General features: G+C 58.2%; 19 protein-coding genes and 1 tRNA gene. 7 read left to right on the forward strand and 13 right to left on the reverse strand.

The window, feature by feature from the left end; all coding sequences use genetic code 11:
• Window positions 1-14 precede the first annotated feature (14 nt).
• A tRNA-Arg gene (locus M2Q46_RS12130) sits at window positions 15-89 on the reverse strand.
• 243 nt (window positions 90-332) lie between these two features.
• Here M2Q46_RS12130 and M2Q46_RS12135 point away from each other — a divergent pair.
• Together M2Q46_RS12135 and M2Q46_RS12140 are read left to right on the forward strand one after the other, a co-directional pair.
• On the forward strand, window positions 333-1,226 hold the full coding sequence (locus tag M2Q46_RS12135; RefSeq protein ID WP_203145166.1) for a cytochrome c5 family protein: 894 nt from the start codon (window positions 333-335) through the stop codon (window positions 1,224-1,226).
• 180 nt (window positions 1,227-1,406) lie between these two features.
• Window positions 1,407-2,009 (forward strand): hypothetical protein, encoded by a 603-nt coding sequence (locus M2Q46_RS12140; RefSeq protein WP_302357313.1) that lies wholly within the window; start codon window positions 1,407-1,409, stop codon window positions 2,007-2,009.
• Between the two features lie 181 nt (window positions 2,010-2,190).
• On the opposite strand, the gene M2Q46_RS12145 is transcribed toward M2Q46_RS12140, so the two are convergent.
• Window positions 2,191-3,726 carry a 3-hydroxyacyl-CoA dehydrogenase gene (locus M2Q46_RS12145; protein WP_009462680.1) on the reverse strand — a complete coding sequence of 512 codons (1,536 nt, stop codon included), beginning with the start codon at window positions 3,724-3,726 and terminating at the stop codon, window positions 2,191-2,193.
• A gap of 31 nt (window positions 3,727-3,757) precedes the next feature.
• Window positions 3,758-4,990: a CaiB/BaiF CoA-transferase family protein gene (locus M2Q46_RS12150; protein ID WP_302357315.1), complete on the reverse strand. Its 1,233-nt coding sequence runs from the start codon at window positions 4,988-4,990 to the stop codon at window positions 3,758-3,760.
• Between the two features lie 246 nt (window positions 4,991-5,236).
• Here M2Q46_RS12150 and M2Q46_RS12155 point away from each other — a divergent pair, with 246 nt between their 5' ends.
• From M2Q46_RS12155 to M2Q46_RS12175, 5 genes are all read left to right on the forward strand, one after another.
• On the forward strand, window positions 5,237-6,208 hold the full coding sequence (locus M2Q46_RS12155; RefSeq protein WP_009462684.1) for a nitronate monooxygenase family protein: 972 nt from the start codon (window positions 5,237-5,239) through the stop codon (window positions 6,206-6,208).
• 13 nt (window positions 6,209-6,221) lie between these two features.
• Window positions 6,222-6,965, forward strand: a complete 744-nt coding sequence (locus M2Q46_RS12160) for an enoyl-CoA hydratase/isomerase family protein (protein WP_083054302.1) — start codon at window positions 6,222-6,224, stop codon at window positions 6,963-6,965.
• A gap of 219 nt (window positions 6,966-7,184) precedes the next feature.
• Window positions 7,185-11,918: a glutamate synthase-related protein gene (locus tag M2Q46_RS12165; protein ID WP_302357316.1), complete on the forward strand. Its 4,734-nt coding sequence runs from the start codon at window positions 7,185-7,187 to the stop codon at window positions 11,916-11,918.
• 33 nt (window positions 11,919-11,951) lie between these two features.
• The gene (locus M2Q46_RS12170; RefSeq protein WP_060186151.1) at window positions 11,952-13,424 is read left to right on the forward strand and encodes a glutamate synthase subunit beta; all 1,473 of its coding nucleotides are present in this window, start codon (window positions 11,952-11,954) and stop codon (window positions 13,422-13,424) included.
• Between the two features lie 820 nt (window positions 13,425-14,244).
• Window positions 14,245-14,481: a hypothetical protein gene (locus M2Q46_RS12175; protein ID WP_022983381.1), complete on the forward strand. Its 237-nt coding sequence runs from the start codon at window positions 14,245-14,247 to the stop codon at window positions 14,479-14,481.
• 326 nt (window positions 14,482-14,807) lie between these two features.
• Here the strand turns inward: M2Q46_RS12175 and M2Q46_RS12180 are convergent, their stop codons facing one another.
• The 10 genes from M2Q46_RS12180 to M2Q46_RS12225 form a co-directional block, all read right to left on the reverse strand.
• Window positions 14,808-16,883, reverse strand: a complete 2,076-nt coding sequence (locus tag M2Q46_RS12180; RefSeq protein ID WP_009462695.1) for a UvrD-helicase domain-containing protein — start codon at window positions 16,881-16,883, stop codon at window positions 14,808-14,810.
• Between the two features lie 203 nt (window positions 16,884-17,086).
• Window positions 17,087-19,180 (reverse strand): primosomal protein N', encoded by a 2,094-nt coding sequence (locus M2Q46_RS12185; protein ID WP_060186150.1) that lies wholly within the window; start codon window positions 19,178-19,180, stop codon window positions 17,087-17,089.
• 285 nt (window positions 19,181-19,465) lie between these two features.
• Entirely contained in the window at window positions 19,466-20,542 is a 1,077-nt protein-coding gene (hemE, locus tag M2Q46_RS12190; RefSeq protein ID WP_026484067.1) for a uroporphyrinogen decarboxylase, read from the reverse strand.
• Window positions 20,543-20,573: 31 nt separating this feature from the next.
• Window positions 20,574-21,377 (reverse strand): hypothetical protein, encoded by an 804-nt coding sequence (locus M2Q46_RS12195; protein ID WP_035269207.1) that lies wholly within the window; start codon window positions 21,375-21,377, stop codon window positions 20,574-20,576.
• Window positions 21,378-21,492: 115 nt separating this feature from the next.
• Window positions 21,493-22,449 carry a helix-turn-helix domain-containing protein gene (locus M2Q46_RS12200; RefSeq protein ID WP_230940616.1) on the reverse strand — a complete coding sequence of 319 codons (957 nt, stop codon included), beginning with the start codon at window positions 22,447-22,449 and terminating at the stop codon, window positions 21,493-21,495.
• Between the two features lie 110 nt (window positions 22,450-22,559).
• The gene (locus M2Q46_RS12205; RefSeq protein ID WP_021447058.1) at window positions 22,560-23,060 is read right to left on the reverse strand and encodes a hypothetical protein; all 501 of its coding nucleotides are present in this window, start codon (window positions 23,058-23,060) and stop codon (window positions 22,560-22,562) included.
• Between the two features lie 139 nt (window positions 23,061-23,199).
• Entirely contained in the window at window positions 23,200-23,748 is a 549-nt protein-coding gene (locus M2Q46_RS12210; protein WP_021447059.1) for an aralkylamine dehydrogenase light chain, read from the reverse strand.
• Window positions 23,732-24,373, reverse strand: a complete 642-nt coding sequence (gene mauD, locus M2Q46_RS12215) for a methylamine dehydrogenase accessory protein MauD (protein WP_009462707.1) — start codon at window positions 24,371-24,373, stop codon at window positions 23,732-23,734. Before mauD ends, M2Q46_RS12210 begins: the two co-directional genes overlap by 17 nt.
• 9 nt (window positions 24,374-24,382) lie before the next feature.
• Window positions 24,383-24,925, reverse strand: a complete 543-nt coding sequence (locus M2Q46_RS12220; protein WP_009462709.1) for a MauE/DoxX family redox-associated membrane protein — start codon at window positions 24,923-24,925, stop codon at window positions 24,383-24,385.
• A gap of 1 nt (window position 24,926) precedes the next feature.
• On the reverse strand, window positions 24,927-26,099 hold the full coding sequence (locus M2Q46_RS12225; protein ID WP_009462712.1) for an aralkylamine dehydrogenase heavy chain: 1,173 nt from the start codon (window positions 26,097-26,099) through the stop codon (window positions 24,927-24,929).
• Window positions 26,100-26,101 lie beyond the last annotated feature (2 nt).

Raw genomic sequence — 26,101 nt, forward strand, 5'->3', positions numbered from 1 at the left:
TAAACAAGAAGTTCTGGCGCGTCCGACAGGAATCGAACCTGTATCGAGGGCTTCGGAAACCCTAATTCTATCCATTGAACTACGGACGCCAAGCTCGCTATTGTAGCGCGAGTTTGGAGTTTTTTTCAGCATCTATCCGGCAATTATGAGTGCGCTAAATCAAGAGTCAGATACAAGAGCGACACACTCCGCTATAATCCATGGTTGCGCGATCTGGGTCGGTGGCTTGGTAGACACGTCCTTGCGCACACCCATTAGGTAGGCGCAAGCCTTTATTGGTGGCCTTTAAAGGCCCTCCCGTCATTTCTTGTACGAACTCGCAGGATCCGATAATGAGCAACACGGAACAAAAACCCGAAGAACACAACGAGGGTCACTCAGCCATGATCAAAACCCCTAAACAATTGCTTGTGACCGTGGCTCTGGCTTTCTTGGTGCCCATCGCGATTATTGTCATGCTGGTCAGCCTGGTTACCTCCACCATGGGTGCAGGTGCTGGCTCCGCCGCCCTTTCCCCTGAAGCCATTGCAGCCCGCATTCAGCCTGTTGCCGGTTTCAAACTGGTTGACGCCAATGCCGTCAAAGAGCTGAAGACTGGTCAGCAAGTTTACGAAACCACCTGTACCGCCTGTCACGGCGCCGGTGTAGCCGGTGCGCCTAAATTTGGCGACAAGGGCGCTTGGGGCGAGCTGATCAAGCTGGGTCAGGACGAACTGGTCAAGAACGCTATTCACGGTATCCGCGCCATGCCTGCCAAGGGTGGTAACCCTTCGCTGGACGACATCGAAGTGGCTCGTGCCGTTGCTTACATGGCTAACGCCGCTGGCGCTGACTTCAAGGAACCCGACGCTCCCGCACCAGAAGGTGAAGAAGCTGACGCCAAGCCTGAAGCCACTGCGGCTGCCGATACCAAGCCTGCTGAAGAGGCTCCTGCTGCAGAAGCTCCCAAAGCAAGCCAAACCGCTGCTGCAGATGACAACAAGGTCGACCCAGCCGGTATCAAGCTGTACGACACCATCTGCTTTGCCTGTCACGCAGCCGGTGTTGCTGGCGCGCCCAAGTTTGGCGATCAAGCGGCCTGGAAGCCATATATCGAATCCGGTATGGACACTATGGTTCAAAAAGCCATTCACGGTGTAGGCGCCATGCCTCCACGCGGTGGCTCGCAAGCCTCTGACGACGAAATCCGTGCTGCCATCCAGCACATGGTTAACGCCGCCAAGTAAGACTGCGACAAGGTTCTGGCACCGTACAGAGCCTGCGAATACAAAAAGCCCGATGAATATTCATCGGGCTTTTTTATTGCCTGAAACGGTTTGCAGGTGACTGATGCAGAAGCTGCCCCCTACAATCTAGCCCTCGGATCACTGCACCCTGCAGCTATCAAACAGCTGCGGATACTTACCATGACACGTATTACTTCCGCTGCCCGTCTGGCCGTGACGGGCGTCTTGTCAGCCCTTGCCGCTTTAATTTTTCCTTCGGCCCAGGCCTTCGCCAATGAGTCGACAACGGCAGCCACACCGAGCACAGCGCAGGCTACCAGCATCCTGAATCGAGATAGCCTGGAGCAGGCTATGCACACGCTGCTGCAAGCCACCATGGCCAGAGACCTGGAAACAATTCTGCAATTTCAGTCGCCGCGCAAGATTCAGAAAATTTCAAAGGCAATGGGCAAGGACCATGCAGAGACCGTTGCCGAACTTATCCGGGTAGGCCGCTCTATGGATGAGCATCAGCCCGTACAGATTCTGTCTGGCCACTACGACGTGGATACTGCACAGTTCGGCAAAACCAGCACAGGACGCGACTACGCCGTGCTGATCTACAACCGTACTTTCAAGAAAGACGGCAAGACCTTTGAGCTTAGCTATCCCACATTGGCCAGCGTAGATGGCAAGACGATTTTCATCATCCCGCTCAGCGAGGATGCGCTGCTGCCCGAACTGATCGAGCTGTATCCCGATCTGGCTTCGGTGAAAATACCCGCGACCAAAACACAGAAGTAATAGTCTGCTCTCCTGGAGCCCTGAGCCCGGCCTAAGCATCTGTTTATTGAGCACCTGGTTCAGGCTGCCAATAAAAAAGCCTGAGTCCGGTGTCATCCCGGACTCAGGCCGACTCATAAGCTTGTAGGCTGATCTACCTCTAGAACACGCTATAAAGCGTCCAAGAGAGCAATCTCAGGCCTTACTGCGCCTTGCACTGAGCCAATGCCGTCAAGGACATACCCAGTTGGACACGGCGTTGCAGCCAGGGGCTGGCGCGGTAGCGCATATCGCCCGTGACAGCTTGCAAGGTGTTCAATACATCCAGCAAATCACGCGAGCCGACGGCATCACCCATGGACAGCGGGCCATTGTGCGGATAACCCAGGCCCAGACGCACAGCGGCGTCGATATCTGATGGGGTCGCTATCTGCTGCTGAGCGATATCGCTGGCGATGTTCACGATGGTAGCCACCAAACGCTGGGCCACAAAACCGGCAGAGTCTTCGATCACGCTAACCGCCGTACCATCGCTGGCCAGCATGGCCCAGGCTTGATCGCGCCATTCTGGTGTGGTCGCAGCCGAGCACATCAGCACGCGGCGGCGGCCTTTCTCCAAGCCGAACAAGGTATCCAGCGCCACAGTGCGAGCTGGGTCCAGGCCATGCAAAGACACCAAAGTCGCCACGTCTTCACCGTACGGCGTCAACAGAATCAGCGCATCGGCAGGTGGCTGGTCGCCTTCCACCACTTTCACGCCCAGTTCGCTCAGCAATTGCAGAGCGCGCGCCTGACCTTGTTCGTGGTAAGGCGAGACCCACACAGGAGCAAAGGAGGTGACAGCGGGAACAGCAGGCTCTTGAGGAACCTGTTTCTTGCCATCTTCATACTTGTAGAAACCTTCGCCGTTCTTGCGACCAAACAATTTACCGGCGTGACGCACGGCGGTAATGGGCGAAGGACGGAAGCGCGGCTCGTCGTAGAACTGACGGTAAATGGATTCCATGACCGGATGGGACACATCCAGCGCGGTCAGATCCAGCAGTTCAAAGGGCCCCATGCGGAAACCGGCCTGCTCGCGCATGATGGCGTCGATCTGGTAGAAAGGCGCCACGCATTCCTGGGCGATTTTCAGGCCCTCGATGTTCATGCCACGACCGGCGTGGTTCACGATAAAGCCGGGCATATCCTTGGCGCGCACAGGCGTGTGGCCCATGTCACGCGATACCTGCATCAAGGCATCGCCCACTTCCGGCGAGGTGCGCAGGCCGTCGATAACCTCGACCACTTTCATCAGCGGTACGGGGTTGAAGAAGTGATAGCCAGCCACGCGTTCGGGGTGGCGGCAAGCTTGGGCAATGGCAGTAATGGACAGCGAAGAGGTATTGGAGGCCAGCACGCAATCGGCCGACACAATCTCTTCCAGCTGTTGCAGCAAGCCTTGCTTGACGTCCAGACGCTCCACAATGGCTTCCACAACCAGATCGGCAGGGGCCAAGGCTTGCAGATCGCTGGCGGTTTGCAGACACGCTTTGGCCGCGTCCACCTGTTCCGCCGTCATGCGGCCTTTTTCTTGCAAACGACTCCAGACGGCGTGTACATCCGCCAAAGCCGCCTTGACCGAATCCGCATTCAGGTCATACAGCAAGACCTGCTTGCCAGCCTGGGCAGCAATCTGGGCAATGCCCCTTCCCATAGCACCTGCGCCAACAATAGCGATGGTTTGTATCTGTTTCATGATTCACAACCTGATCGAAAAGCAATAAAAATTAAGCCTGTTCAGCGGAGCCGGATACCAGGGCCTCGACCTTGTCGGGCGATAGCTCCAGCACTCGCGCCAGGACCTCGCGGGTGTGTTCTCCCAGACGCGGAGGCGCACGGCGATACTGCACCGGCGTGGCCGACAAACGTAAAGGACTGGCTACCGAAGGCACGCTCCCCCCCTGCCCGGTCGGCAAGTCCAGGCGCAAGCCGCGCGCCAGCACCTGCGGGTCCTGATAAACCTGTTCCATCGTATTGATGGGCCCGGCTGGAATACCCACGGCTTCCAGCGTCTGCAACCAGCTATCGCGCCTGCGGCTTCGCATGATCTGCGCCAGCATGGGCACCAACTCATCCCTATGCATGACTCGTCCGGCATTGCGCGCAAAACGGGGATCATCCGCCCACTCGGGGTGACCCAGCTCCCGCGCAAAACTGCGAAACTGGGCATCGTTGCCCACCGCCACAATCAAATGCCCGTCACTGGCCTCAAAGACCTGATAGGGCACCAAATTCTGATGTGCATTACCGGGGCGCTGTGGCGCCTGTCCGGTACACAAGTAATTCATGTTCTGGTTAGCCATCATGGCCACCTGACAATCCAGCAGAGCAATATCCAGATGCTGACCCAGGCCACTGCGATGGCGCTCCACCACGGCCGCCAGCACAGCCACGGTGGCGTACATGCCTGTCATGACATCGGCCACAGCCACACCCGCTTTTTGCGGTTCACCACCTGGCTCACCTGTCAGGGACATCAAACCACCCAGCCCCTGGATCATGAAGTCATATCCTGGACGACTTGCATAGGGGCCAGTCTGCCCAAATCCGGTAATCGAACAATAAATCAGGGCCGGGTTGATGGCTTGCAGGCTTTCATAGTCCAGTCCGTACTTTTTCAGGCCACCGACCTTGAAGTTTTCCACCAGAATATCGCAGCGACTGACCAGCTGACGCACCACCTCAGCACCTTGTGCAGTGCCTATATCCAGGATGATGGACTCTTTATTACGGTTGGCAGCCCCAAAATAGGCCGCATCTTCCGTGTCCGCCCTGTGACCATCCTGCAGATACGGCGGCCCCCAGCCTCGGGTGTCGTCCCCGGCACCGGGACGTTCGACCTTGATGACTTCCGCACCCAGATCAGCCAGGTTTTGAGTACACCAGGGCCCGGCCAGCACGCGCGTCAAGTCCAGAACACGCAATCCCGCCAAGGGCGCTTTTCGTTCAGTCGTGGTCATAGCAAACAAAAATCCTTCAAGTCGCTTATTGTGCACTACGTCTTCTTAGTCCGGCCTACGGACAGAAAAAAGTGCTCAAACCATGGTCATTTTCGAGGCCGGAGGAATTTGTGCAGCGCACCAAGCCGGGCGACGATAAACCGTCCTAGAATAGGTGACGATAGATTATCAGCGGCAGATCTTCCTTGCAGGACCCCGCCCCTTCAAGAGGCAGGGCACTTCTTTCGATAACAGGAGACCGACCTTATGCCATCGGCATTAACGCAGCAGCTTTATCAATCTATGACCCTGCCTGTAATGGCAGCGCCCATGTTCATTGTTTCGAACCCCGCCCTGGTGATTGCACAATGCGCCAGCGGCATCATCGGTTCCGTCCCCGCCTTGAACGCCCGCCCCCAGGAAAAGCTCAAGGATTGGCTGGACGAGATCGACGACACCCTGGCCGAACTGCGCGAGCGCCATCCCGAGCGCCGCATCGCCCCCTATGCCATCAACCACATCATCCACCAGTCCAACGACCGCCTGGAGCAGGATCTGCGGGTATGCGCCGACCACAAGGTGCCGCTGGTGATTACCAGCCTGCGTGCCCCGCAGGACATCGTGCCGCATGTGCACGCCTGGGGCGGCAAGGTTTTCCACGATGTGACCACCTTGCGTCACGCCGAAAAAGCCCTGGAAGCCGGTGTGGATGGGCTGATCGTGGTGGCTGCAGGTGCTGGCGGCCACGCCGGTACCTTGAGCCCCTTTGTGCTGGTTAACGAAATCCGTCAGATTTTTGATGGCCCGATTGCCCTGTCCGGCGCCATGAGCCGGGGTCGCGACATTCTGGCGGCCCAAGCCATGGGGGCCGACATGGCCTACATCGGCACGCGCTTCATTGCCAGTACCGAAGCCAATGCCTCGGACGATTACAAGAACATGATCGTCAAGGGTCGTGCCGCCGATATCGTCTACACCCCGCTGTTTACCGGCATTCCCGGCAACTACCTGAAGGACAGCATCCGCGCGGCAGGCCTGGACCCGGACAAGCTGGACAGCGAAAAAAATGCCGACACCGCCTTCGGTTCGGGCATGAGCAAAGCCTGGCGCGACATCTGGGGAGCTGGCCAAGGCATTGGTGGCATTGACTCGGTGGAATCTACTGCCGACATCGTGGCCCGTTTGCATCGCGAATACCAGGAAGCCAAGGCAGCACTGCTGGCCTCCCCCTTCGCCTGAACAGGAGCACGCCATGATACGGACTCATGACGCAGGTCATTGGCTGGAAGTCATTCTGGACCGCCCGGAACGACGCAATGCCTTGACTGGCCCCATGTACGAAGAGCTGGCCGACATCATCGACCAGGCCAATCAGAACCAGAAATATCGTGCCCTGATTCTGACCGGCGCTGGCGAGCATTTCTGTGCCGGCAACGACATCTCGGAGCTGTCCAATGTGCGCAATAGCGACATGCCGCCACCGATCAAATTCCTGCGCAGTCTGGTCCAGGCCGACATCCCACTGATCGTGGCCGTAGAAGGCCACGCGGTGGGTATTGGCGTAACCTTGCTGCTGCATGCGGACTTTGTGTACGCGGCCCGTGACGCGCGTTTGCGCATGCCTTTCACCGCACTGGGCCTGTGCCCGGAAGGCGCCTCCAGCCACCTGCTGGCGCAGTACGTGGGGCCACGCCGTGCCAACGAATGGCTGCTGCTGTCACAAGCCTTCAGTGCCGAGCAAGCCATGGAAGACGGCCTGCTCACTGAACTGACCGACCACGGCAATAGCCTGGAAGCCGCCCGTGCCTGCGCCCACGCGTTGTCCGAGCAGCCTCCCATTGCCTTACGCACCAGCAAGCGTCTGCTACGAGAACCCCAGCGCGAAGTTTTGCTGGAGGTTCTGGAACGCGAGCGCAAGCTGTTTTCCAAACTGCTGGAAGGCGAAGAAGCTCTGCAGATTCTGGGGCAAATGAGCCAGAACCGCAGCGGCAAATAGCGCTTGTGTGGACCTGATTTCTGCGCAAACCCGCATGTGCAGCGATCTTGCCACACTGCACCCGGTTCAGACGGGTGATAAGGGGCCTGTGAGAGCAGGTCCCTAATTTTTTTTACCGTATTCGCAAAAAAATCTTGCGTGCAAAAAAAAAATCGCTGTATTTTATTTTTTGCGCTGCAACAAATGCACCGCTTTAACACGTTCTTTGCGGATACGCCCATGACACACTCCTGTCCCCCCCAAGCCCAAGGCTTGTACCTTCCCGCTAACGAACACGACGCCTGCGGCGTCGGATTTATCGCACACATCAAAGGCCAGGCGAGCCACACCATCATCACCCAAGGCCTTAAAATCCTGGAAAACCTTGATCACCGCGGCGCTGTAGGCGCAGATCCCTTGATGGGCGACGGTGCAGGCATTCTGATCCAGATCCCCGACCAGCTTTACCGCGAAGAAATGGCCGCTCAGGGCGTGACCCTGCCGCCCCCCGGCGAGTACGGCGTAGCCATGGTGTTCCTGCCCAAGGAAACCGCTTCCCGCCTGGCCTGTGAACAGGAGCTGGAACGTGCGGTACGTGCCGAAGGCCAGCACATGCTGGGCTGGCGCGATGTGCCGGTGGACAGCACCATGCCCATGTCGCCCACCGTCAAGGCCAACGAACCGGTGATTCGCCAGCTGTTCATTGGCCGCGGCCCGGATGTGATGGTGCCCGATGCGCTGGAGCGCAAGCTGTACGTGATCCGCAAGACCGCCAGCCACGCCATCTACCGCATGGCATTGGCCCACGGCCAGGAATACTTTGTGACCTCGGCCTCGGTGCGTACCATCGTCTACAAAGGCCTGCTGCTGGCTGACCAGGTTGGCCGCTACTACCGCGATCTGGCCGACCCTCGCGCCTGTTCCGCCCTGGCCCTGGTGCACCAGCGCTTTTCCACCAATACCTTCCCCGCCTGGCCTCTGGCCCACCCCTACCGCCTGATCGCTCACAACGGCGAGATCAACACGGTACAGGGCAACTTCAACTGGCTGCGTGCCCGTGAAGGCGCCATGGAATCGGCCGTGCTGGGTTCGGATCTGCAAAAGCTTTACCCCATCGTGTACGAAGGCCAGTCCGACACGGCCACCTTCGACAACTGCCTGGAACTGCTGGTGATGGCCGGCTACTCGCTGCCGCACGCCATGATGATCATGATGCCGGAGGCCTGGGAGCAACACGCCGAGATGGACGAAAGCCGTCGCGCTTTCTACGAGTACTACGCCGCCCAGATGGAACCATGGGATGGCCCTGCTGCCATCGCCTTTACTGATGGCCTGCAAATTGGTGCGCTGCTGGACCGTAACGGCCTGCGTCCGGCCCGCTACGTCATTACCGACGACGACATGATTGTGCTGGCCTCTGAAGCCGGTACCCTGCCTATTCCCGAGCACCGCATCGTCAAGAAATGGCGTCTGCAACCGGGCAAGATGCTGCTGATCGATCTGGAACAGGGCCGCATCATTGACGATGCCGAGATCAAATCCCAACTGGCCAACACCCACCCCTACAAGCAATGGATTGAACGCCTGCGCTTGCGCCTGGACTCCCTGCCCAGCGTGCCCGGCGTGCGCCCCCAATTGGCCACACGCGACCTGCTGGATCAGCAACAAGCTTTTGGCTGGACCCAGGAAGATATCAAAGTCGTCCTGCAGCCCATGGCCAGCAAGGGCGAAGAGGCCACCGGCTCCATGGGCAACGACGCGCCGTTGGCCGTGCTGTCCGACAAGTCCAAGCCCTTCTACAACTACTTCCGCCAGCTGTTTGCTCAGGTTACCAACCCGCCTATCGACCCGATTCGCGAACAGATGGTGATGTCGCTGGTGTCCTTTATTGGCCCCAAGCCCAATCTGCTGGACATCAACAACGTCAACCCGCCGCTGCGCCTGGAAGTGTCCCAGCCCGTGCTGAGCCCGGCTGACATGAACCAGATCCGGCGCATTGAAGCGGCCAGCAATGGCAAATTCCGCAGCCAGGAACTGGACATCATCTACCCCAGCGCCTGGGGCCCGGAAGGCATTGAGGCCAGCGTGGCCGCACTGTGCGCCCGTGCGGCAGATGCCGTGCGCGATGGCTACAACATCCTGATCCTGACAGATCGCCGATGTGACGCCGAGCATGTGGCCATCCCCGCCCTGCTGGCAACCTCGGCCATTCACCAGCACCTGATCCGCATCGGTCTGCGTACCCGCACGGGTCTGGTCGTGGAAACTGGCTCGGCCCGTGAAGTGCATCACTTCGCCCTGCTGGGTGCGTATGGTGCCGAAGCCATGCACCCCTGGCTGGCTTTTGAAAGCCTGCAGCATCTGGCCCAGGACCCGATCAACCAGATCGACGCCTCCCAGGCCGAGGGCTACTACATCAAGGCCATCAACAAGGGCTTGTACAAGGTCATGTCCAAAATGGGCATCTCCACCTACATGTCCTACACCGGCGCGCAGATTTTCGAGACCATCGGCCTGTCGCGCTCGCTGGTAGACAAGTACTTTGTGGGCACCTCCTGTCCGGTAGAAGGGATTGATATCTTCACCGTGGCTGAAGAAGCGCTGCGTCAGCATCGTGCCGCCTATAGCAAAGACCCCGTGCTGGAGAATCATCTGGAAGCCGGTGGCGAATACGCAGTACGCGTGCGCGGCGAAGCCCATATGTGGACCGCCGACTCCATCGCCAAGTTGCAACACGCCACCCGCAGCCAGAACTACAGCACCTACAAGGAATACGCCCAGCTCATCAACGAGCAAAGCCGCCGTCACATGACACTGCGCGGTTTGTTCGAACTACGTCTGGACCCGGCTCAAGCGATTCCTTTGGAAGAGGTGGAACCGGCTAGCGAGATCGTCAAACGCTTTGCAACCGGCGCCATGTCGCTGGGTTCGATTTCAACCGAAGCCCACGCCGTACTGGCCGTGGCCATGAACCGGATTGGCGGCAAGTCCAATACTGGTGAAGGTGGCGAGGACGAGTTGCGCTACCAGCATGAAATGCAGCACGGTAAAAGTGGCATCCGCCAGGGTGATACCTTGGCCAGCGTCCTGGGCCAGGATCGCGTGTTTGCCGACATTGATCTGCAAGAGAACGATTCGCTGCGCTCCCGCATCAAGCAGGTAGCGTCCGGCCGCTTTGGTGTGTCGGCCCAGTATCTGTGCAGTGCCGATCAAATTCAGATCAAGATGGCACAAGGAGCCAAACCCGGTGAAGGCGGTCAATTGCCCGGTCATAAAGTGTCCGAGTACATCGCCAAGCTGCGTTACTCCGTTCCCGGTGTGGGCCTGATTTCTCCTCCCCCCCATCACGACATTTACTCCATCGAAGATTTGGCCCAGCTGATTCACGATTTGAAGAACGTGAACCCGCAAGCGGATATCTCCGTGAAACTGGTGTCCAAAGTCGGTGTGGGTACTGTGGCTGCCGGTGTTGCCAAAGCCAAGGCCGATCACATCGTGATTGCCGGTCACGACGGTGGTACGGGTGCTTCGCCCCTGTCCTCCATCAAGCATGCCGGTACCCCGTGGGAACTGGGTCTGGCTGAAACCCAGCAAACCCTGTTGCTGAACCGCTTGCGCAGCCGCATCCGCGTGCAGGCCGACGGCCAGATGAAAACCGGCCGCGATGTGGTGATCGGTGCCTTGCTGGGTGCGGATGAATTTGGCTTTGCCACCGCTCCGCTGGTCGTGGAAGGCTGCATCATGATGCGCAAATGCCATCTGAACACCTGTCCCGTTGGTGTTGCCACCCAGGACCCCGTGCTGCGCCGCAAGTTCAAGGGCAAGCCCGAACACGTAGTGAACTACTTCTTCTTCGTTGCAGAAGAAGTGCGTGAACTGATGGCCAAGCTGGGTGTACGCCACTTTGACGATCTGATCGGTCGCAGCGACTGGCTGGATATGCGCAGCGGTATTGAACACTGGAAAGCCCAGGGCCTGGACTTCTCCCGCCTGCTGCACAAAGTGGACAATGAAGAGTCCCCACGTCAGATCGCTACCCAGGATCATGACCTGGAACACACGCTGGATCGCCAACTGATCGAGCGCAGCGCCGTGACCTTGAATCAGGGCACCCCACTGTCCTTCATCACCCCCGTACGCAACCGCAACCGCAGCGTCGGTGCCATGCTCTCGGGCGTATTCACCAAGAAATATGGCCATCAAGGTCTGCCTGACGACAGCCTGCACATTCAGTGCAAAGGTACAGCGGGTCAGAGCTTTGGCGCTTTCCTGGCGCAGGGCATCACCCTGGATCTGGTGGGTGAAGCCAATGACTACGTAGGTAAAGGCTTGTCCGGCGGCCGCATTATCGTGCGCTCACCCAACGACTTTCGTGGCTACGGCCCGGACCACATCATCGTGGGCAATACCGTGCTTTACGGCGCCCTGTCCGGTGCGGCCTACTTCAACGGCGTGGCCGGTGAACGCTTTGCCGTGCGTAACTCCGGTGCCAGCGCGGTTGTGGAAGGCGTAGGCGATCATGGTTGCGAATACATGACGGGCGGTACCGTGGTTGTCCTGGGCGAAGTGGGCCGCAACTTTGCAGCCGGCATGTCCGGTGGCGTGGCCTACGTGTGGGACCCGCAACGTCGCCTGCAACTGCGCTGCAACCCCGGCATGGTGGATCTGGAGCCGGTCCTGAGCAAGGCCGAGCAAGAGATGAACAGCAGCATGGCGCAATGGCACAGCCGTAGCGCCCAGGGCGAACGTCAGACCGACGATGCCATCTTGCAAACCCTGGTTCAGGAACATTTCAAGGCCACGGGCAGCTTCCAGGCCCGCGAGCTCTTGAAAGACTGGGACAGCGCCCGCGCACAATTCGTCAAAGTCATTCCACGCGAGTACCGCCGTGCATTGAGCGAATTGTGGCAGGGCCCGCAAGCCAGCAAAGCCGCGCCCAAAAGCAGTAAAACCCGCCGTTCGGCTTCGGCCTGAACCCTTCCCATCACCATCAGGAAACGACACATCATGGGAAAGACGACTGGATTTCTTGAGTTTCAACGTCTGCAAGAAGCCGTAGAAGCTCCTTTAAAGCGGGTCAAGCACTGGAAAGAATTTGTCCAGGTATTGAACGACGAGCAGGCAGGCCAGCAGGCCGCCCGCTGCATGGATTGCGGCATCCCTTTCTGCCACAACGGCTGCCCGGTCAATAACATCATTCCTGACTGGAATGATCTGGTTTACCGTCAGCAGTGGAAAGAAGCGCTGGACGTGCTGCACTCCACCAATAACTTTCCGGAAATTACTGGCCGCATCTGCCCCGCTCCTTGCGAGGCAGCCTGTACCCTGAACATCGACCGTGCGCCCGTGGGCATCAAATCCATCGAGCACGCCATCATCGACAAAGGCTGGGCAGAGGGCTGGGTTGTGCCACAAGTGCCTACCCACAAAACCGGCAAACGCGTGGCCGTCATTGGCTCCGGCCCTGCCGGCTTGGCCAGTGCCCAGCAATTGGCACGCGTCGGCCACGAGGTCACCGTGTACGAGAAAAGCGACCGCATTGGTGGCCTGATGCGCTACGGCATCCCCGACTTCAAGCTGGACAAACACTTGCTGGATCGTCGCATCGCCCAAATGCAGGCCGAGGGTGTGCAGTTTTGCCCTTCTACCTATATTGGTCAGGCACAAGATCAAGCCGCCCAGGAACCGGGGCTGACCGTGCTGTCCCCTACCGAGCTGGAACAACAGTTCGACGCCATCATCCTGGCAGGCGGCTCCGAAACCCCCCGCCTGCTGGAGGCCCCCGGTAGCCAGCTGCAAGGCGTACATCCCGCCATGGACTTCCTGCGCATCCAGAACCAGCAAGTTGCCGGCTCACGTGGCACCCCCGCCATCAGCGCCCAAGGCAAGCATGTCGTGGTGATTGGTGGTGGTGATACCGGCTCGGACTGCGTGGGCACCAGCACACGCCAAGGTGCAAAATCGGTCACCCAGTTCGAACTGATGCCCCGCCCGCCCGAGCAGGAAAACACAGAGCTGACCTGGCCCTACTGGCCCATGAAGCTGCGCACCTCGTCCTCGCACGAAGAAGGCTGCGAGCGTGACTGGGCAATCAACACCGTAGAGCTGGAAGGCAAGAACGGCCAAGTCAAAGAACTGCGCGCCGTGCGGGTGGAATGGAAAACCGATCCCGCGACAGGCCGCATGAGCATGACGCCCATTGCCGGTTCCGAAATGACCTTCCCCGCCGACCTGGTCCTGCTGGCCATGGGCTTCACCGCCCCCGTACGCCAAGTGCTGGACGCCTTCGCCGTAGAAGCCGACCAGCGCGGCAACGTCGCCGCCAACACGGATGACTACCAAACCAGCCGAGCCAAAGTCTTCGCCGCCGGAGACATGCGACGCGGCCAGTCCCTGATCGTCTGGGCCATCCGTGAAGGCCGCCAATGTGCCCGTTCCGTAGACGAGTTCCTGATGGGGAGTTCGACACTTCCCCGCTAAGCCTTCTTGGTAGTACCAGTACACAAACAGCCAGCCGCGATAAACGGCTGGCTGTTTGTCTTCAAGCGAACGAGATCACTTCCAAGCCCCCTGACTTCGCGGGTTCTTATTTGTTGTTTGCGGCTCGCTGCCTGCTGCCTGCTGCCTGCTGCCTGCTGCCTGCTGCCTGCTGCCTGCTGCCTGCTGCCTGCTGCCTGCTGCCTGCTGCCTGCTGCCTGCTGCCTACAACTAGCCTACGAGCCTGTCATCCATATCTGCCAGCTTTATTTGCCTGGCAACGGATTGCAGCAAGAAGCAGCCAGAGCGATTAGTTGTGGGTTGTCGGCTGTTGGTTGTTGGTTGTTGGTTGTTGGTTGTTGGATGCCACCATTCTGAAGCCCTTGCTGGCGTGAGGCTGGGTTGGAGCATTCAGGGGGCTTGCCGCCGTCTGGGGCTGTCGTAGGGATGCAAGCACCTTGCTGTTTGAGTTCGGCGCTTGTGGTTTGTCCGGGGGACAAACCACTGAACGAGTTCAAGGTGCGCCCTACAACAGCCCCAGACAAGGGCACCGGTGCGCAGCACCGGCAAGCTTCCGCTCCGACCCAGCCTCAAGCCAGCAAGGGCTGCCGCAAGGACTCCACTCCCCACCTAAAACCCGCAAAACCCTACAAACCCCACCCCCATAAGCCTTTGATTTAATTTCCCTTTCCAAACAACCCTAGGGTTTTCCCCTAAAAACCACAGGCTAATCCAATTCCTAGGGTTTACCCTTGCTTTTATACTAGGGAAAACCCTATAATGAGGACTCGTAACTTAGACCTTCACCTTAAAGGGAAAGCAAATGTCTACCATGACCACTTACTCGCACTACATTCACTGGAGTGATGCTGTTGAGCGTGGGGTAATGCAGCATGCCCTGGAAAATGGTGAATCCGTGTCTTTAACTGCACTGACCAAAGCAGCGGCCAAACAAGTTTCCAAAGCCGCAAACGTGGTGTTCAAGTACATGGTCGAACTGACCCGTGCCTTGAACGAAGCCCGCATCCGCGATTCCCGCATGTCGGCCAGCTACTGGTAAGCCACGCATCACCGTCGTAACGCTCAAGCAAAACACCGCTTGATGTTGAAAAGCCTGCTGATTTAGCAGGCTTTTGTTTTTTCTGCGTTTGCCAATGCCGCCTTTCCAAGGGCACACCTTCATGCATCGCGGAACCTTGGCTCATTGGGCGCAAGCACCTCACAAGGCGTCTCCCCAGCCCCAAGATCAAGACAAGCCAGGCACGGAAAGCGTTTCTTCCAGCTCCGCAGAACATGAAAAAGGCCAGCAAAAGCTGGCCTGCAGAACTACGGTGCCTCACAAAACATAGGCCCAGCACTAAATCGTCCTTGATCAAAAAGCACTGCTCAAGACTTGTTCAACAAGTTCTTCAACATATCCAGTCGCTGCTTGGGACTTAAAGCCGCCTGCGCCGGATCTTCCTGGGCACCAGGGTCTTCGATCTTCATCTCATCAATAAAGCGTGAGCGCTCACGCACCAGATTCTCACGTGCGCGTCTGCGCTTCTTGCACCAGCTCAAGCGCAAGCTGCGCTGCGCACGCGTAATACCCACGTACATCAGACGCCGCTCTTCCTGAATACGCTGGGCCAGAATATCGGCTTCTTTATCCGGGTCTATATCTTCGTCATCGCGCCCAATGTGCGGCAGCAACCCCTCTTCCACCCCCACCAGGAACACATGCGGATACTCCAGCCCCTTGGAAGCATGAAGCGTGGACAATTTGACCGCATCCGGGTCTTCATCCTCACCGCGTTCCAACATGGTGATCAGGGCAACTCGCTGCACCAAGTCATTCAAACTCAGCTGATCGTCTGCCGCTTTGGACTTCAGCCAGGTAATCAATTCCAGCACGTTTTCCCAACGAGTCTGCGCGGGGCGCTCGTCGAACATATCGTATAGATAGCGCTCGTAATCAATCGCCCGCAGGAGCTCGTCCAGCAATTCGCTAACGGCCGTCTCGTGTCCTTCCTGATCGCTCTCTACCCGGTCCGCTCTTTGCTGGATACGGCCAATAAACTGCGCAAAGACACTTAAAGGCTCCAACTGCCTTTCCGGTAAGCGATCCGTCAGAGCGATTTGCGAGACGGCGGAATATAAAGACAGCTTTTGTTCCGCCGCAAACTGACCCAGCACCTGCAAGGTAGCCTGCCCAATTCCGCGCCTGGGTGTCGTCGCTGCGCGGATGAATGCTGGATCATCATCGTCGTTCGCAACGACTCGCAAGTAAGACAGGATGTCGCGAATCTCGGCCTTGTCAAAGAAACTCTGCCCACCCGAGATGGTGTAGGGAATGCGCAGATTGCGGAGCGCCTGCTCAAAGATGCGGGCCTGATGGTTGCCACGGTACAGCACCGCAAAATCTCGCCACTCGGCCTGACGCTCAAAGCGCTCTGCCGAGATACGCATAGCCACTGAATCGGCCTCGTTCTGCTCGTCGTCCGTCACGTGGACCTGGATAGGCTCACCAAAGCCCAGGTCAGACCAGAGCTTTTTACCGAACACGACGGGATTATTGCCAATAACATTATTCGCAGCCTGCAAGATGCGCTGCACCGAGCGATAGTTCTGCTCCAGCTTCACGACTTTCAGGTCCGGGTAATCCTTGGGAAGCTGCGCCAGATTCTCCACGGTAGCGCCACGCCAGGCGTAAATGGCCTGATCGTCGTCCCCCACCACGGTAAACATATTGCGCTGCCCCGTCAGAGAACGCACCAGCCGATACTGACAGAGGTTAGTGTCCTGATACTCGTCCACCAGCAGATACTGCACCCGACGCTGCCAGCGCTCGCGTACTTCCTGATTGTCTTCCATCAACTGCGCAGGCAAGCGGATCAGATCATCAAAGTCCACCGACTGATAGGCAATCAAGGTGGCGGCGTAGTCGCGGTAAATACGAGCCGCCTCGATCTGGCTTGGCGAGTTTGCGGCACGCTCCGCATCGTCCGGCCCCATCAAGGCGTTTTTCCATAAGGAGATTTCCTGCTGAACGGACTTCAGGCGGCCTTTATCCGTGGTAGCCAGCAGTTCCTGAATAATTGCCAGCGCATCGTTGGAATCCAGAATGGAGAAGCGTGGCTTCAAACCCACGTGCTGGGCTTCCTCACGCAACATGCGCAAGCCCAGAGAGTGAAAGGTGCTGACGGTCAGCCCCCGCAACAGCTTGGGATCTACCAGGGCGCGAATCCGCTCGTTCATTTCACGCGCGGCTTTATTGGTAAAGGTCAGTGCGACCACTTGTCGGCCCGTGTACCCACACTCGCGCAGCAGATAAGCGATTTTCTGCGTAATGACTCGCGTCTTGCCACTACCGGCTCCAGCCAGGACCAGACAGGGCCCATCCATATACAACACGGCCTGACGCTGCATGGCGTTCAGGTCGGTAGGGACAGTATGGCCTGGGGTAGTGACGGAGGTGGACATGGTGGAATCAGTGAATACTAGGCAAGAAAACGAGGTACAAGAGCATGACAGCGGCAGGGCAACAACATCGCGCCACAGCCTCATCGCTTCCTGCCTCTTGGCTCATAGCTGCATAGCTGCATAGCTGCATAGCGGTCAAGGATACACCCTGCTGTACCCGAGATGCTCCTACTGTTTCCGTCCGCACATGAGCCTGGAGAGTCTTAAATTTCGAGAGGATCAACCTCAATCGTAATGCGCACTTTATGCTGCTTGGCCAACTGCGCGACCTGTGGCCCCCAATAGCGCACAAAGGCTTGCAAGGCCGGACGATGGGCGCTTTCCAACAGCAACTGGGCACGCTCCACTTTGGCAACGCGCAAAACACGTAAAGGCACCGGATCGTACAGGAAAACCTGATCCGCACCCGGAAATTCATTCGGATATTCTTCAGGCAAACGACGTGCCTGGGTCAACAAGCGAATGGCATCTGCCAATTGCGGCGCTTCGGCAGACAGAAGCACCTGATAGGCAAAAGGCGGCAAACCCACGGACTCGCGCTCGTTCAAAGCGCTTTGGGCAAAGCCTATGTAATCGTGCTTGATCAGACTTTGATAAACGGCCTGCTCCGGGTAACCCGTCTGGATGATGACATCCGCCCCTTCGGTATGGCGACCGGCCCGGCCTGCTACCTGCATCAGTTGAGCAAACAGACGCTCGGGCGCGCGGAAATCATGGGCGAACAAGGTGGCATCAGCATTGAGCACACCGACGACGCTCAGGCGCGTGAAGTCATGACCTTTGGCCACCATCTGGGTGCCCACCATGATGTCCACTTCGCCCGCATGCACCTGCTCGAACAATTGCTGCGCGCTGCCCTTCAAGCGGGTGCTATCCGCGTCGATACGCACCAGGCGGGCATTGGGAAAACGCTCGCCCAGAAACTCTTCAATACGTTGAGTGCCACGCCCCATAGGCTGCAAGTCCTGATCGCCGCAATCCGGGCAAGCACGCGGCACGGGGGCCTGATAACCGCAGTGGTGGCACTGCAAATTGTGCTTGAAGCCATTTTGCCGGTGCAGCACGGTGTACACCGTGCAACGCGGACATTGAGACAGCCAGCCGCAAGAGGCGCAATGCAGCACAGGCGCGTAGCCACGCCGGTTAATGAAAACCAGCGATTGCTCGCCGCGCTCCAGACATGCTTCCAGCGCATCCAGCAGTTGGGGAGAAAAGCCCGACTCCAGGCGCAAATGGCGGGTATCGACCAGACGCACTCGGGGCAAGGAAACCTCTCGCGCACGCTTGGGCAGGCTCAACAGGCTATAGCGCCCTTGTCGGGCATGATTCCAGCTTTCCAGCGAAGGGGTGGCTGAACCCAGCACCACTGGCACTTTCAGATCGTAGCCACGCCACACAGCCAGATCCCGAGCGGAGTAACGCAAGCCATCTTGCTGCTTGTAAGAAGCGTCGTGCTCCTCGTCCACAATAATCAGGCCCAGCTCGGGCATGGGCGTGAAGATGGACAGCCGTGTTCCCAACAAAATGCGCGCCTGACCACTGTTGACGCGCAACCAGGAGCGCAGCCGTTCGCCTTCGGACAGACCACTATGCAAGACAGCCAGCACATCGCCGGGCAAGACGCGCGCCAAACGAGCACGCAGGACCTGCTCGAACTGAGGTGTCAGGTTGATTTCGGGCACCATGAACAAGACTTGCCGACCGGCGGCCAGCACCTGTTCCAGCACCCGCATATAGACTTCGGTTTTCCCGCTACCCGTTACGCCATGCAGCAACATACAGCTACCGGGTTTGGCCGCCACAATGCCATCTACCGCAGCCTGCTGTTCGGCATTGAGCACGGGCAGGACGTCGCTGTCCACCGGCTCCACCTTCTTTTCCTTGCGCTTGGCCATGCGCAATACCGGGCCACCAGCGGAACGCTTGCCCAGATAGGCAGAGGGTTTGCGCAAAGGCCCTGGCAAGGACGGCATCATGACCTCGCCCAGCGGACGGTGGTAATAGGTAGACGCAAAGCGCGCCATCCGCAACCAGTCCTGCGGGAAAGGCGGCAAGTCATCCAGCAGCTGATCAATCGCCTTGACCTGCTCGGGCGGGTAGGAAGGTTGCTCCGGCAAGGCCACCACCACGCCTATCATCTGCCGCCGCCCAAAATGCACAATGACCCGCTGTCCGATCAGCACGGGTTCGTGGTGCTGATAATCAAACACCCCATCCAGGGGAACGTCCAAAGCCACATGCAGCCAGAAAGGTCCGGTGCTTGCCGATGCAGAAATAGCGTCAGGAGTGGCGGTCATGGATGGTGGTTCAAAAAAGGGCTGGCCTGGCTGAAAGCCTGATAAGTCAAGAGCTTAGCGACCTGTGGATAACTTTGGGGAAAATGACATGAACAAAAAACACAAAGAAGCAAGCACAGATACAATTTAATTTTCAATATCTCTGAAATAAGGATAAAACGCAGAGAAATCAACTAATTAAAACTGGGTATTGAAATTAAACCTTAAATATAAAGACCTCAAACCCAGCCCTGTCTGTGTGCATAACTTTGCGCACAAGCTGCGACAGCCCGTGCGCAAAGACTATCAAACGCTGTGGTGTCGACGGCTGTAGGAATGCACTTCGTCGACCAGAATGCCCACGGCTTCCGGGTCTGTGAAACGCGAAATACCGTGACCGAAGTTGAACACGTGACCGCCCTGACCCACAGGGCCAAAGTCGTCAATAACGCGACGGGCTTCACGGCGGATGGCTTCTTCGCCACCGAACATGGTCATGGGGTCCAGATTGCCTTGCAAGGCCAGTTTGTCACCAATACGAGCGCGCGCACGGGACAGGTTCACCGTCCAGTCCACACCCATGGCATCAGCGCCACAGCCAGCAATATCTTCCAGCCACATGCCGCCGCCCTTGGTAAAGACGATGACAGGGACGCGCTTGCCGTCATGCTCGCGAATCAGGCCATCAACCACTTTACGGGTGTAGGCCAGGGAGAATTCCTGGAACAGGGAGTCGGACAATACACCACCCCAGCTATCGAACAGCATCACAGCCTGTGCGCCGGCACGGATCTGATTGTTCAGGTAGTCGCAGGTGGTTTGGGCATTGATTTCCAGCATGCGGTGCATCAGGTCCGGACGCTGATACATCATGCTTTTCACCAGACGGTAGTCGTCCGAGCCCTGGCCTTCCACCATGTAGCAGGCAATGGTCCAGGGGCTGCCGGCAAAGCCGATCAGCGGTACTTTGCCGTCCAGTTCCTTGCGGATCAGCGAGACAGCATCAAACACGTATTGCAGCTTGGACATGTCCGGCGCTTCCAGCGCCATGACGTCGGCTTCGTTGCGTACAGGACGGGCAAAACGCGGGCCTTCACCAGCGACGAAATCCAGACCCAGGCCCATGGCGTGTGGCACGGTCAGGATGTCCGAGAACAGAATGGCGGCATCCAGATCGAAACGACGCAGGGGCTGCAAGGTTACTTCGCACGCAAATTCGGGATTCTGAGCCAATTGCATGAAGGAGCCAGCCTGGGCACGGGTGGCGTTGTATTCAGGCAAATAACGCCCGGCCTGACGCATCAGCCAGATGGGGGTGTACGGCACAGGTTCGCGCAACAGCGAGCGCAGGAAAACATCGTTTTTTAATTGAGGTAAAGACACGGCAATCCCTATTGAAAAATGCCTGTTAATTTTAACCATCGTGTTCGTCGTCTGGGTTTGACGCGGATCGAAAGCGTGCTGCATCGATATGGTGTTTGCGCATCAGTGCCCAGAAAGCACGCCGGTGCTTTTGCGCGGAGCGGGCCGCCATGGCGATATTGCCGCTATGGCGATCAAGGGCGGCGTGGATATAAGCCTGCTCGAAGCGGGCCACTATCCGTCCCTTGGCAACTTTGAAAGATTCCTGGCTGCTGGCGTAGCGCGAGGCTACCGCAGCGGCATAGGCTTCCAGCGTTGTCCCCTCCTGTTGCAAGATCGTTTGCGACAGGCGCTGCTCCGTTGGGCCGGGGTGCAGGACCAGATCCTGGTTTTCCTGCACCCTATAGTGTATCCGACCCGACAGCCCCGGTTCATTCAAAGCGTGGGAAGAGGTCTGTAAACGCTGACGATTGATGCGGGCGCGCAAATCGTCCAGGCATAAAGGCTCGCGCACGTAGTCTGCCAGACCCAGTTCCAGCAGGTCTGTCAGGGCCGCGGCCTTGATAGCACCCCGCAGCAAACCAAAGACCGGCACTGGCAAATGACCTTGGGCCACCGACAAGGCTCGGCGCACGTGAATCAGGGTGGCCGCTTCGATGGGAATCAGACAGGCATCAAAACGCAGCAGCAAGGCCGATGCGCTGCGCAAAAACAAATACTCCTGATCGGGATGGGGCGGTGGTGGCGCCTGCAGAACATGCAGCTGCAAACGCTCGCAAGGCGGGATGATGGCCAGTAGATTCTGAGCCCACGATGGCTGGGTGTGCAGCAACGCACAATCGAGGTGTAGACGCATAAGACTGTCCTTGAGAAGCCGGGCGAACCACACCGGCCGCCCCATAATCATGAGCCTCTAGGATAGAAATCCGACCCGTCTGCGATAAGTCGGAGTTGCGTCTACGTAGCTGTACTTAATCGCCGCAAATACGGCTGCGACGCCATTCGCTGGGCGATACGCCATAGCGTCGCCGGAAGGCGTGGCTGAACACGGCCGCGTCGGAAAAGCCCATTTGCCAGGCCAGCTCACTGATCTGCCGACCAGGTTTGCCGTCCACCAACAATTGACAGGCGCGCTCCAGACGGGCGGCCATGATGTAGTCGGCAGGCGCTTGCCCGCACAGCTCGAACAGCTTGTAGAGATAACGGCGTGAAATGCGAAATTGCAGCGCCAGGGACTGGGCATTCAAACCGGTATCACCCAGATGATCCTGCACGTATTGCTGAATTTGCAGCAGCTGCCCGCGCCGCACTTCGTCCAGGGCGGACTCGGTCGTCACCGGGCGACCATCGGCCAGGCTCAGAGCCATCATGCGAATCACGGTCTGGGACAGTTCGCTCAAGGCCGAGGGCGACAAGTGCCCGCGCTCCTGCAAACCCAAACGCAGCATATCCATGGCAATTCGGGCCGGACCTGTCGTGGCGGAGAACGAGCGGGCCACCGCATCGCTTAGCCAGGGCAACCAAGGCAGCAAACGCTCTTCCTCGAACTGCAAGACCAGAAAATGGGATTGATCCTGTACGGCCACTTCGTAAGGGCGGGTGGTGTCATAAATGCCCCACTCCCCGGCGTGCAAGATGCCACTGCGATTATCCTGCTGAATCTGACTGCTGCCACTGATCTGCAAGGTGACCTTGTACAGCGCCTGCTCGGATCGGCTGGCCAAGGCCTGGGTACGACGCACGCGCTGCGCGCTGGTACACAGTTCCATGACATCGACCGAACCCATGCGATCGGTGGCCGCCCGGTTGGAGAAACCACGGCGAGAATCCGGCTGAACTTCCAGGGGCACAAAGTACGCGCACACCACTTCCTGCCAAGCAGCCAGGCTCTTGAAAGAAGCAGAGGGAGTGCGCAATAACATAGACATTGCCTGAGTGCCCTTTCGGCCAACACAATTGATCGGGGTAAGGGGCAGAATATGCCCCCTTTCTTATAGCCCTAAAAAATTCAAGCGTCTACGGTCGTTAACCCGCTGTATCAGCGATCCATGGAGCCGTACAGGTAGGGCGCAGGCTCCAGACCCATACTGTTCATCTTGACGGTTAGCTCCGTACGCGCCTTGAGTACATCATCAAAACGATGCCGGCGCGATGCCCCTACCTCGGCCGAGGTAAAGGGTCGGTAATCGGGTGTCATTTCTTCCGGGCTGAACTTGGCCACAATCCAGTTCAGCACACGAGCCAGATCGGCATTATCCAGTTGCGACTGCGAGGCACCGGGCACTCGAATCATATAGTCCCGTCCAGCTGGCAGGCGTGTAAACAAGCCAATGGACTGGTTGAAATTGGGGATGCCCCGATGCGTCAGGCCCTGGCCATCGTAGCGATGGCAACCTGCGCATTGCAGCATATAGTCTTTGAAAGCCTGCGAACTTTGCAGGTAATCGCCCGTTCCGGCCATCTCTTCTTGGGCATGGGCCCAAGGCGTAAACGCCAGGAGTACGGCGCCCAAACAGGCCAGGCGCAAAGATGTCCACACAGTGATGCCTCCTTAAGTGACCGAACGCCATCCTGGCCGCCCGGCACCTTGTTCAAACCCTGGGGCTGCCTATGCAGGAAAGAACTGGCGTCCCAAGGACCGTTCTTCCCGCATGACTGGCAGCCCGACGGACCCTTTTTTAGTTTTTAGCCAAGCCAACCAGTACCGATGTCGTGCAATGGAAGGTGCTGTTCTCGTTCGCCATGCACCAGTTCACGTCATTGTGCAGGAAGAACTCGTAGCCAGGACGCTCACGGGTCTGCGTGTTGCACTGGCAGCGGCCGCAAGCGGTCTTGCCGCAGCAGTCGTGGTAGCTGATCAGGTAGTCCTTGCCATCATGCGGGTTGTGGCAGGTGCCAATCCACGAGATGGGCGAAGGCGTCGAGCCCGGAGGGCAGGTGGTGGTCGTGCCACCGCAGCAAGAGCACAGGAACCCGTCCACCGCACAATGACGCCAGTAGTCGCAGGAGTTCACTTCGTCTTCATTCGCCAGATCGGGATTCAGACTGATGTGATCGGCACCACTGCTGCTGCCACCACCACCGGCAGCACGAGCCACCGGCAATACAGGCAACACAAAGGCCGAACCGACCATTAATTTGCCCACCGAGCGCAGCACGCTGCGACGCGAAGTCTTGTGGGCCACAGAACGGGAGAGGCTCTCCCCAAATTTATCCAGCCAACGCATTGACGTTCTCCTTTCGTGATACCTGCACTTGCTTCATGCCCGAGTCACCGGCCAAGTATTCTTGCGCCGAGGCCACGCCCAGGTCTTTGGCGGTAAACAGGCTTTCCAGCTGTTCACGCGAATTGACCAGACCCTTGCCGCGCACCACACCGTTCTCGTCGATCAGGACGGCGTAAGGCAGTTTGCTGATCTGAAAGCCCATGCCCAGCTGTGTGGACAGGACGTAAGGGAAGGCGTCCAGTTGTGCTTTCTGGTAGAAAGCCAGATGCTCGGGCATCTCGCCATCACTGGCCAGCACAATATCTACCCACTGACCTTCCGAGCCCTGAATGGACTTCAGAATGGGCAAGAGCTTCTTGCACACCGGGCAGGTAGGCGACATGAAGAAAATCAACTGGCTACGCGGGCCAGCCACGCCCACGGTAACGGCACGACCGCGCAGGTCCTGCAATTCCATGACGGGAGCGGCATCACCCACCTGCGGGCCTTTATCCATAGTCAGGGCGCCCATGGGGGCTACCCGTTCGTACAACACGCCAATCTGGCGCGACAGGGCAAGTACAACCAGCACCAGGGCCAGTACGATTACCCATAAAATGACGTTGGAAATCATTAAAGCGGTCATTTAGGTCTCCTAAGAATTCTGCATTTTCTGGAATTTCAGATGGGATTCGATCAGCTGGTTGGCCGCATAGTACAGGCCCAGCAAGGCCAAGGTGGCACCAAAGAAGGTCAAACCGTCCACCCAGACCAGTTCACGGGCGCTGCTGATGGCCCAATCACCGCTGGCCACCGCCAGCGCAGCCAGCAAGGCATTGCGAGCCACCAGCCACCAGGACAGACCACCGGAGGATTCCCCCAGCCCGGAGCAGCCGCAATCCACATCGCGGCGGCCACGCAGCAGGTTCATCACAATGCCACTGGTGGCGACCAGCAGGACGCACAGGGCCAGAACCGCCCCCAGCGAACGGCTGGCTGGCCACAGCAGCAAAGGCGCACTCAAGGCCTCGGCAGCGACAAACAGCACACTGAACGGTCGTAGCAACACTTCCGGCAACAATCGATAACCGCCAACGGCTGCCTCGAACAGGCTGAAGTGACGCAGTTTATCCAGCGCCCCCAGTCCCATCAGCACGGCCAAGCAAGCCAGGCTGGCGTAAGTCAGGACCGGGTCCATATCAGACACCCCCAACTGGGTGGAACTGAACTTGCAAGGATGCTTCTGCGGCGCCTTCAATGGTGCGCAGCAACTTGGGTTCAGGCTGGCTGATGTCATAGACGTTCACATTGCCACCGTCCAGGGTCAGCATCAGATTGCGTTGCTGATCAATGGTCATGGACAAGGCATCACGCCCTGGAATGCGGGCTACACGCTGCTTGGTCTTGGTGTCCATGACCCAGATCTCGGCCGCGGGGAACTTGTGAGTGCCCTCTTTGCCATCGGGGTGCATGAACACATACATGCGACCGCTGGCGCGATGCAGACCCACCAGGTTGTAGCCACCGGGCACCCAGTTCTTTGCTTTGTCCTCGTCGTTCAGCAGGGACCAGGGGCCATCTACCTTGACCTCGTCACCGCTGAAATCCGCACTGTAGACATTGCCGTAGTAGGACACGAAGTGAGCCTTGTCCTTGTCCAGAGCGGGAGCGATAAAGATCGGATCGTCCTTCACGGAGAACATCTGCTTGCTGCGCGACTGGCTGGCGACCTTGCCGTCTTCGCCCAGATTGATGGTCAACAGGCCACCATCGCCACAAATAGTCATGAAGCTGCGTGGGCGGTTGGGCTGGGGGATTACGCTCCAGCAACCGGCGGCAGCTGTGACGTCTTCCACATAATCACCCTTGGCCACGTCCACGATTCCGATCGAGGTCGCTGGCGAGGCGTTTTGCAGCACGATGAACTTGCCGTCCGTCGTCTGACGGAACAGACCGTCATAGTTCAGACCTTGCACACGCTTGGGTGGCAGGGAAATTTCCTTCTCGAAGGTCAGCTTGTCGGCATCCCACACTTCCACTACATCCGAGCGCTTTCCACGCGTAATGCGCTCGTGATAGGTGGTCATGGTGTAGATTTTCTTGCCGTCGTTGGACACCTGCACGTGGCCGTTGAAGGCGGTGGGTACCATGCCCAGGAACTTGCCGTTGGTGTAGTCATAAACGTGCACACGGCTTTCGGTCAGGTGCATGAACACCGAGTCCATGACATAGATACGGTTTTCCTGCGGGGCAGACACACTGTGACCACCTGTCAGGACTTCGCGCGGCTTGTCCTGGGCCTGCGCGCCACCGGCCAGTACCATCAGCCCCAACATGGCGGCGGCGGTCGTTAATTTAAATTTAGACTTCATTG

The organism is Alcaligenes sp. YSL9 (assembly GCF_030515105.1).
Taxonomy (GTDB): domain Bacteria; phylum Pseudomonadota; class Gammaproteobacteria; order Burkholderiales; family Burkholderiaceae_B; genus Alcaligenes; species Alcaligenes phenolicus.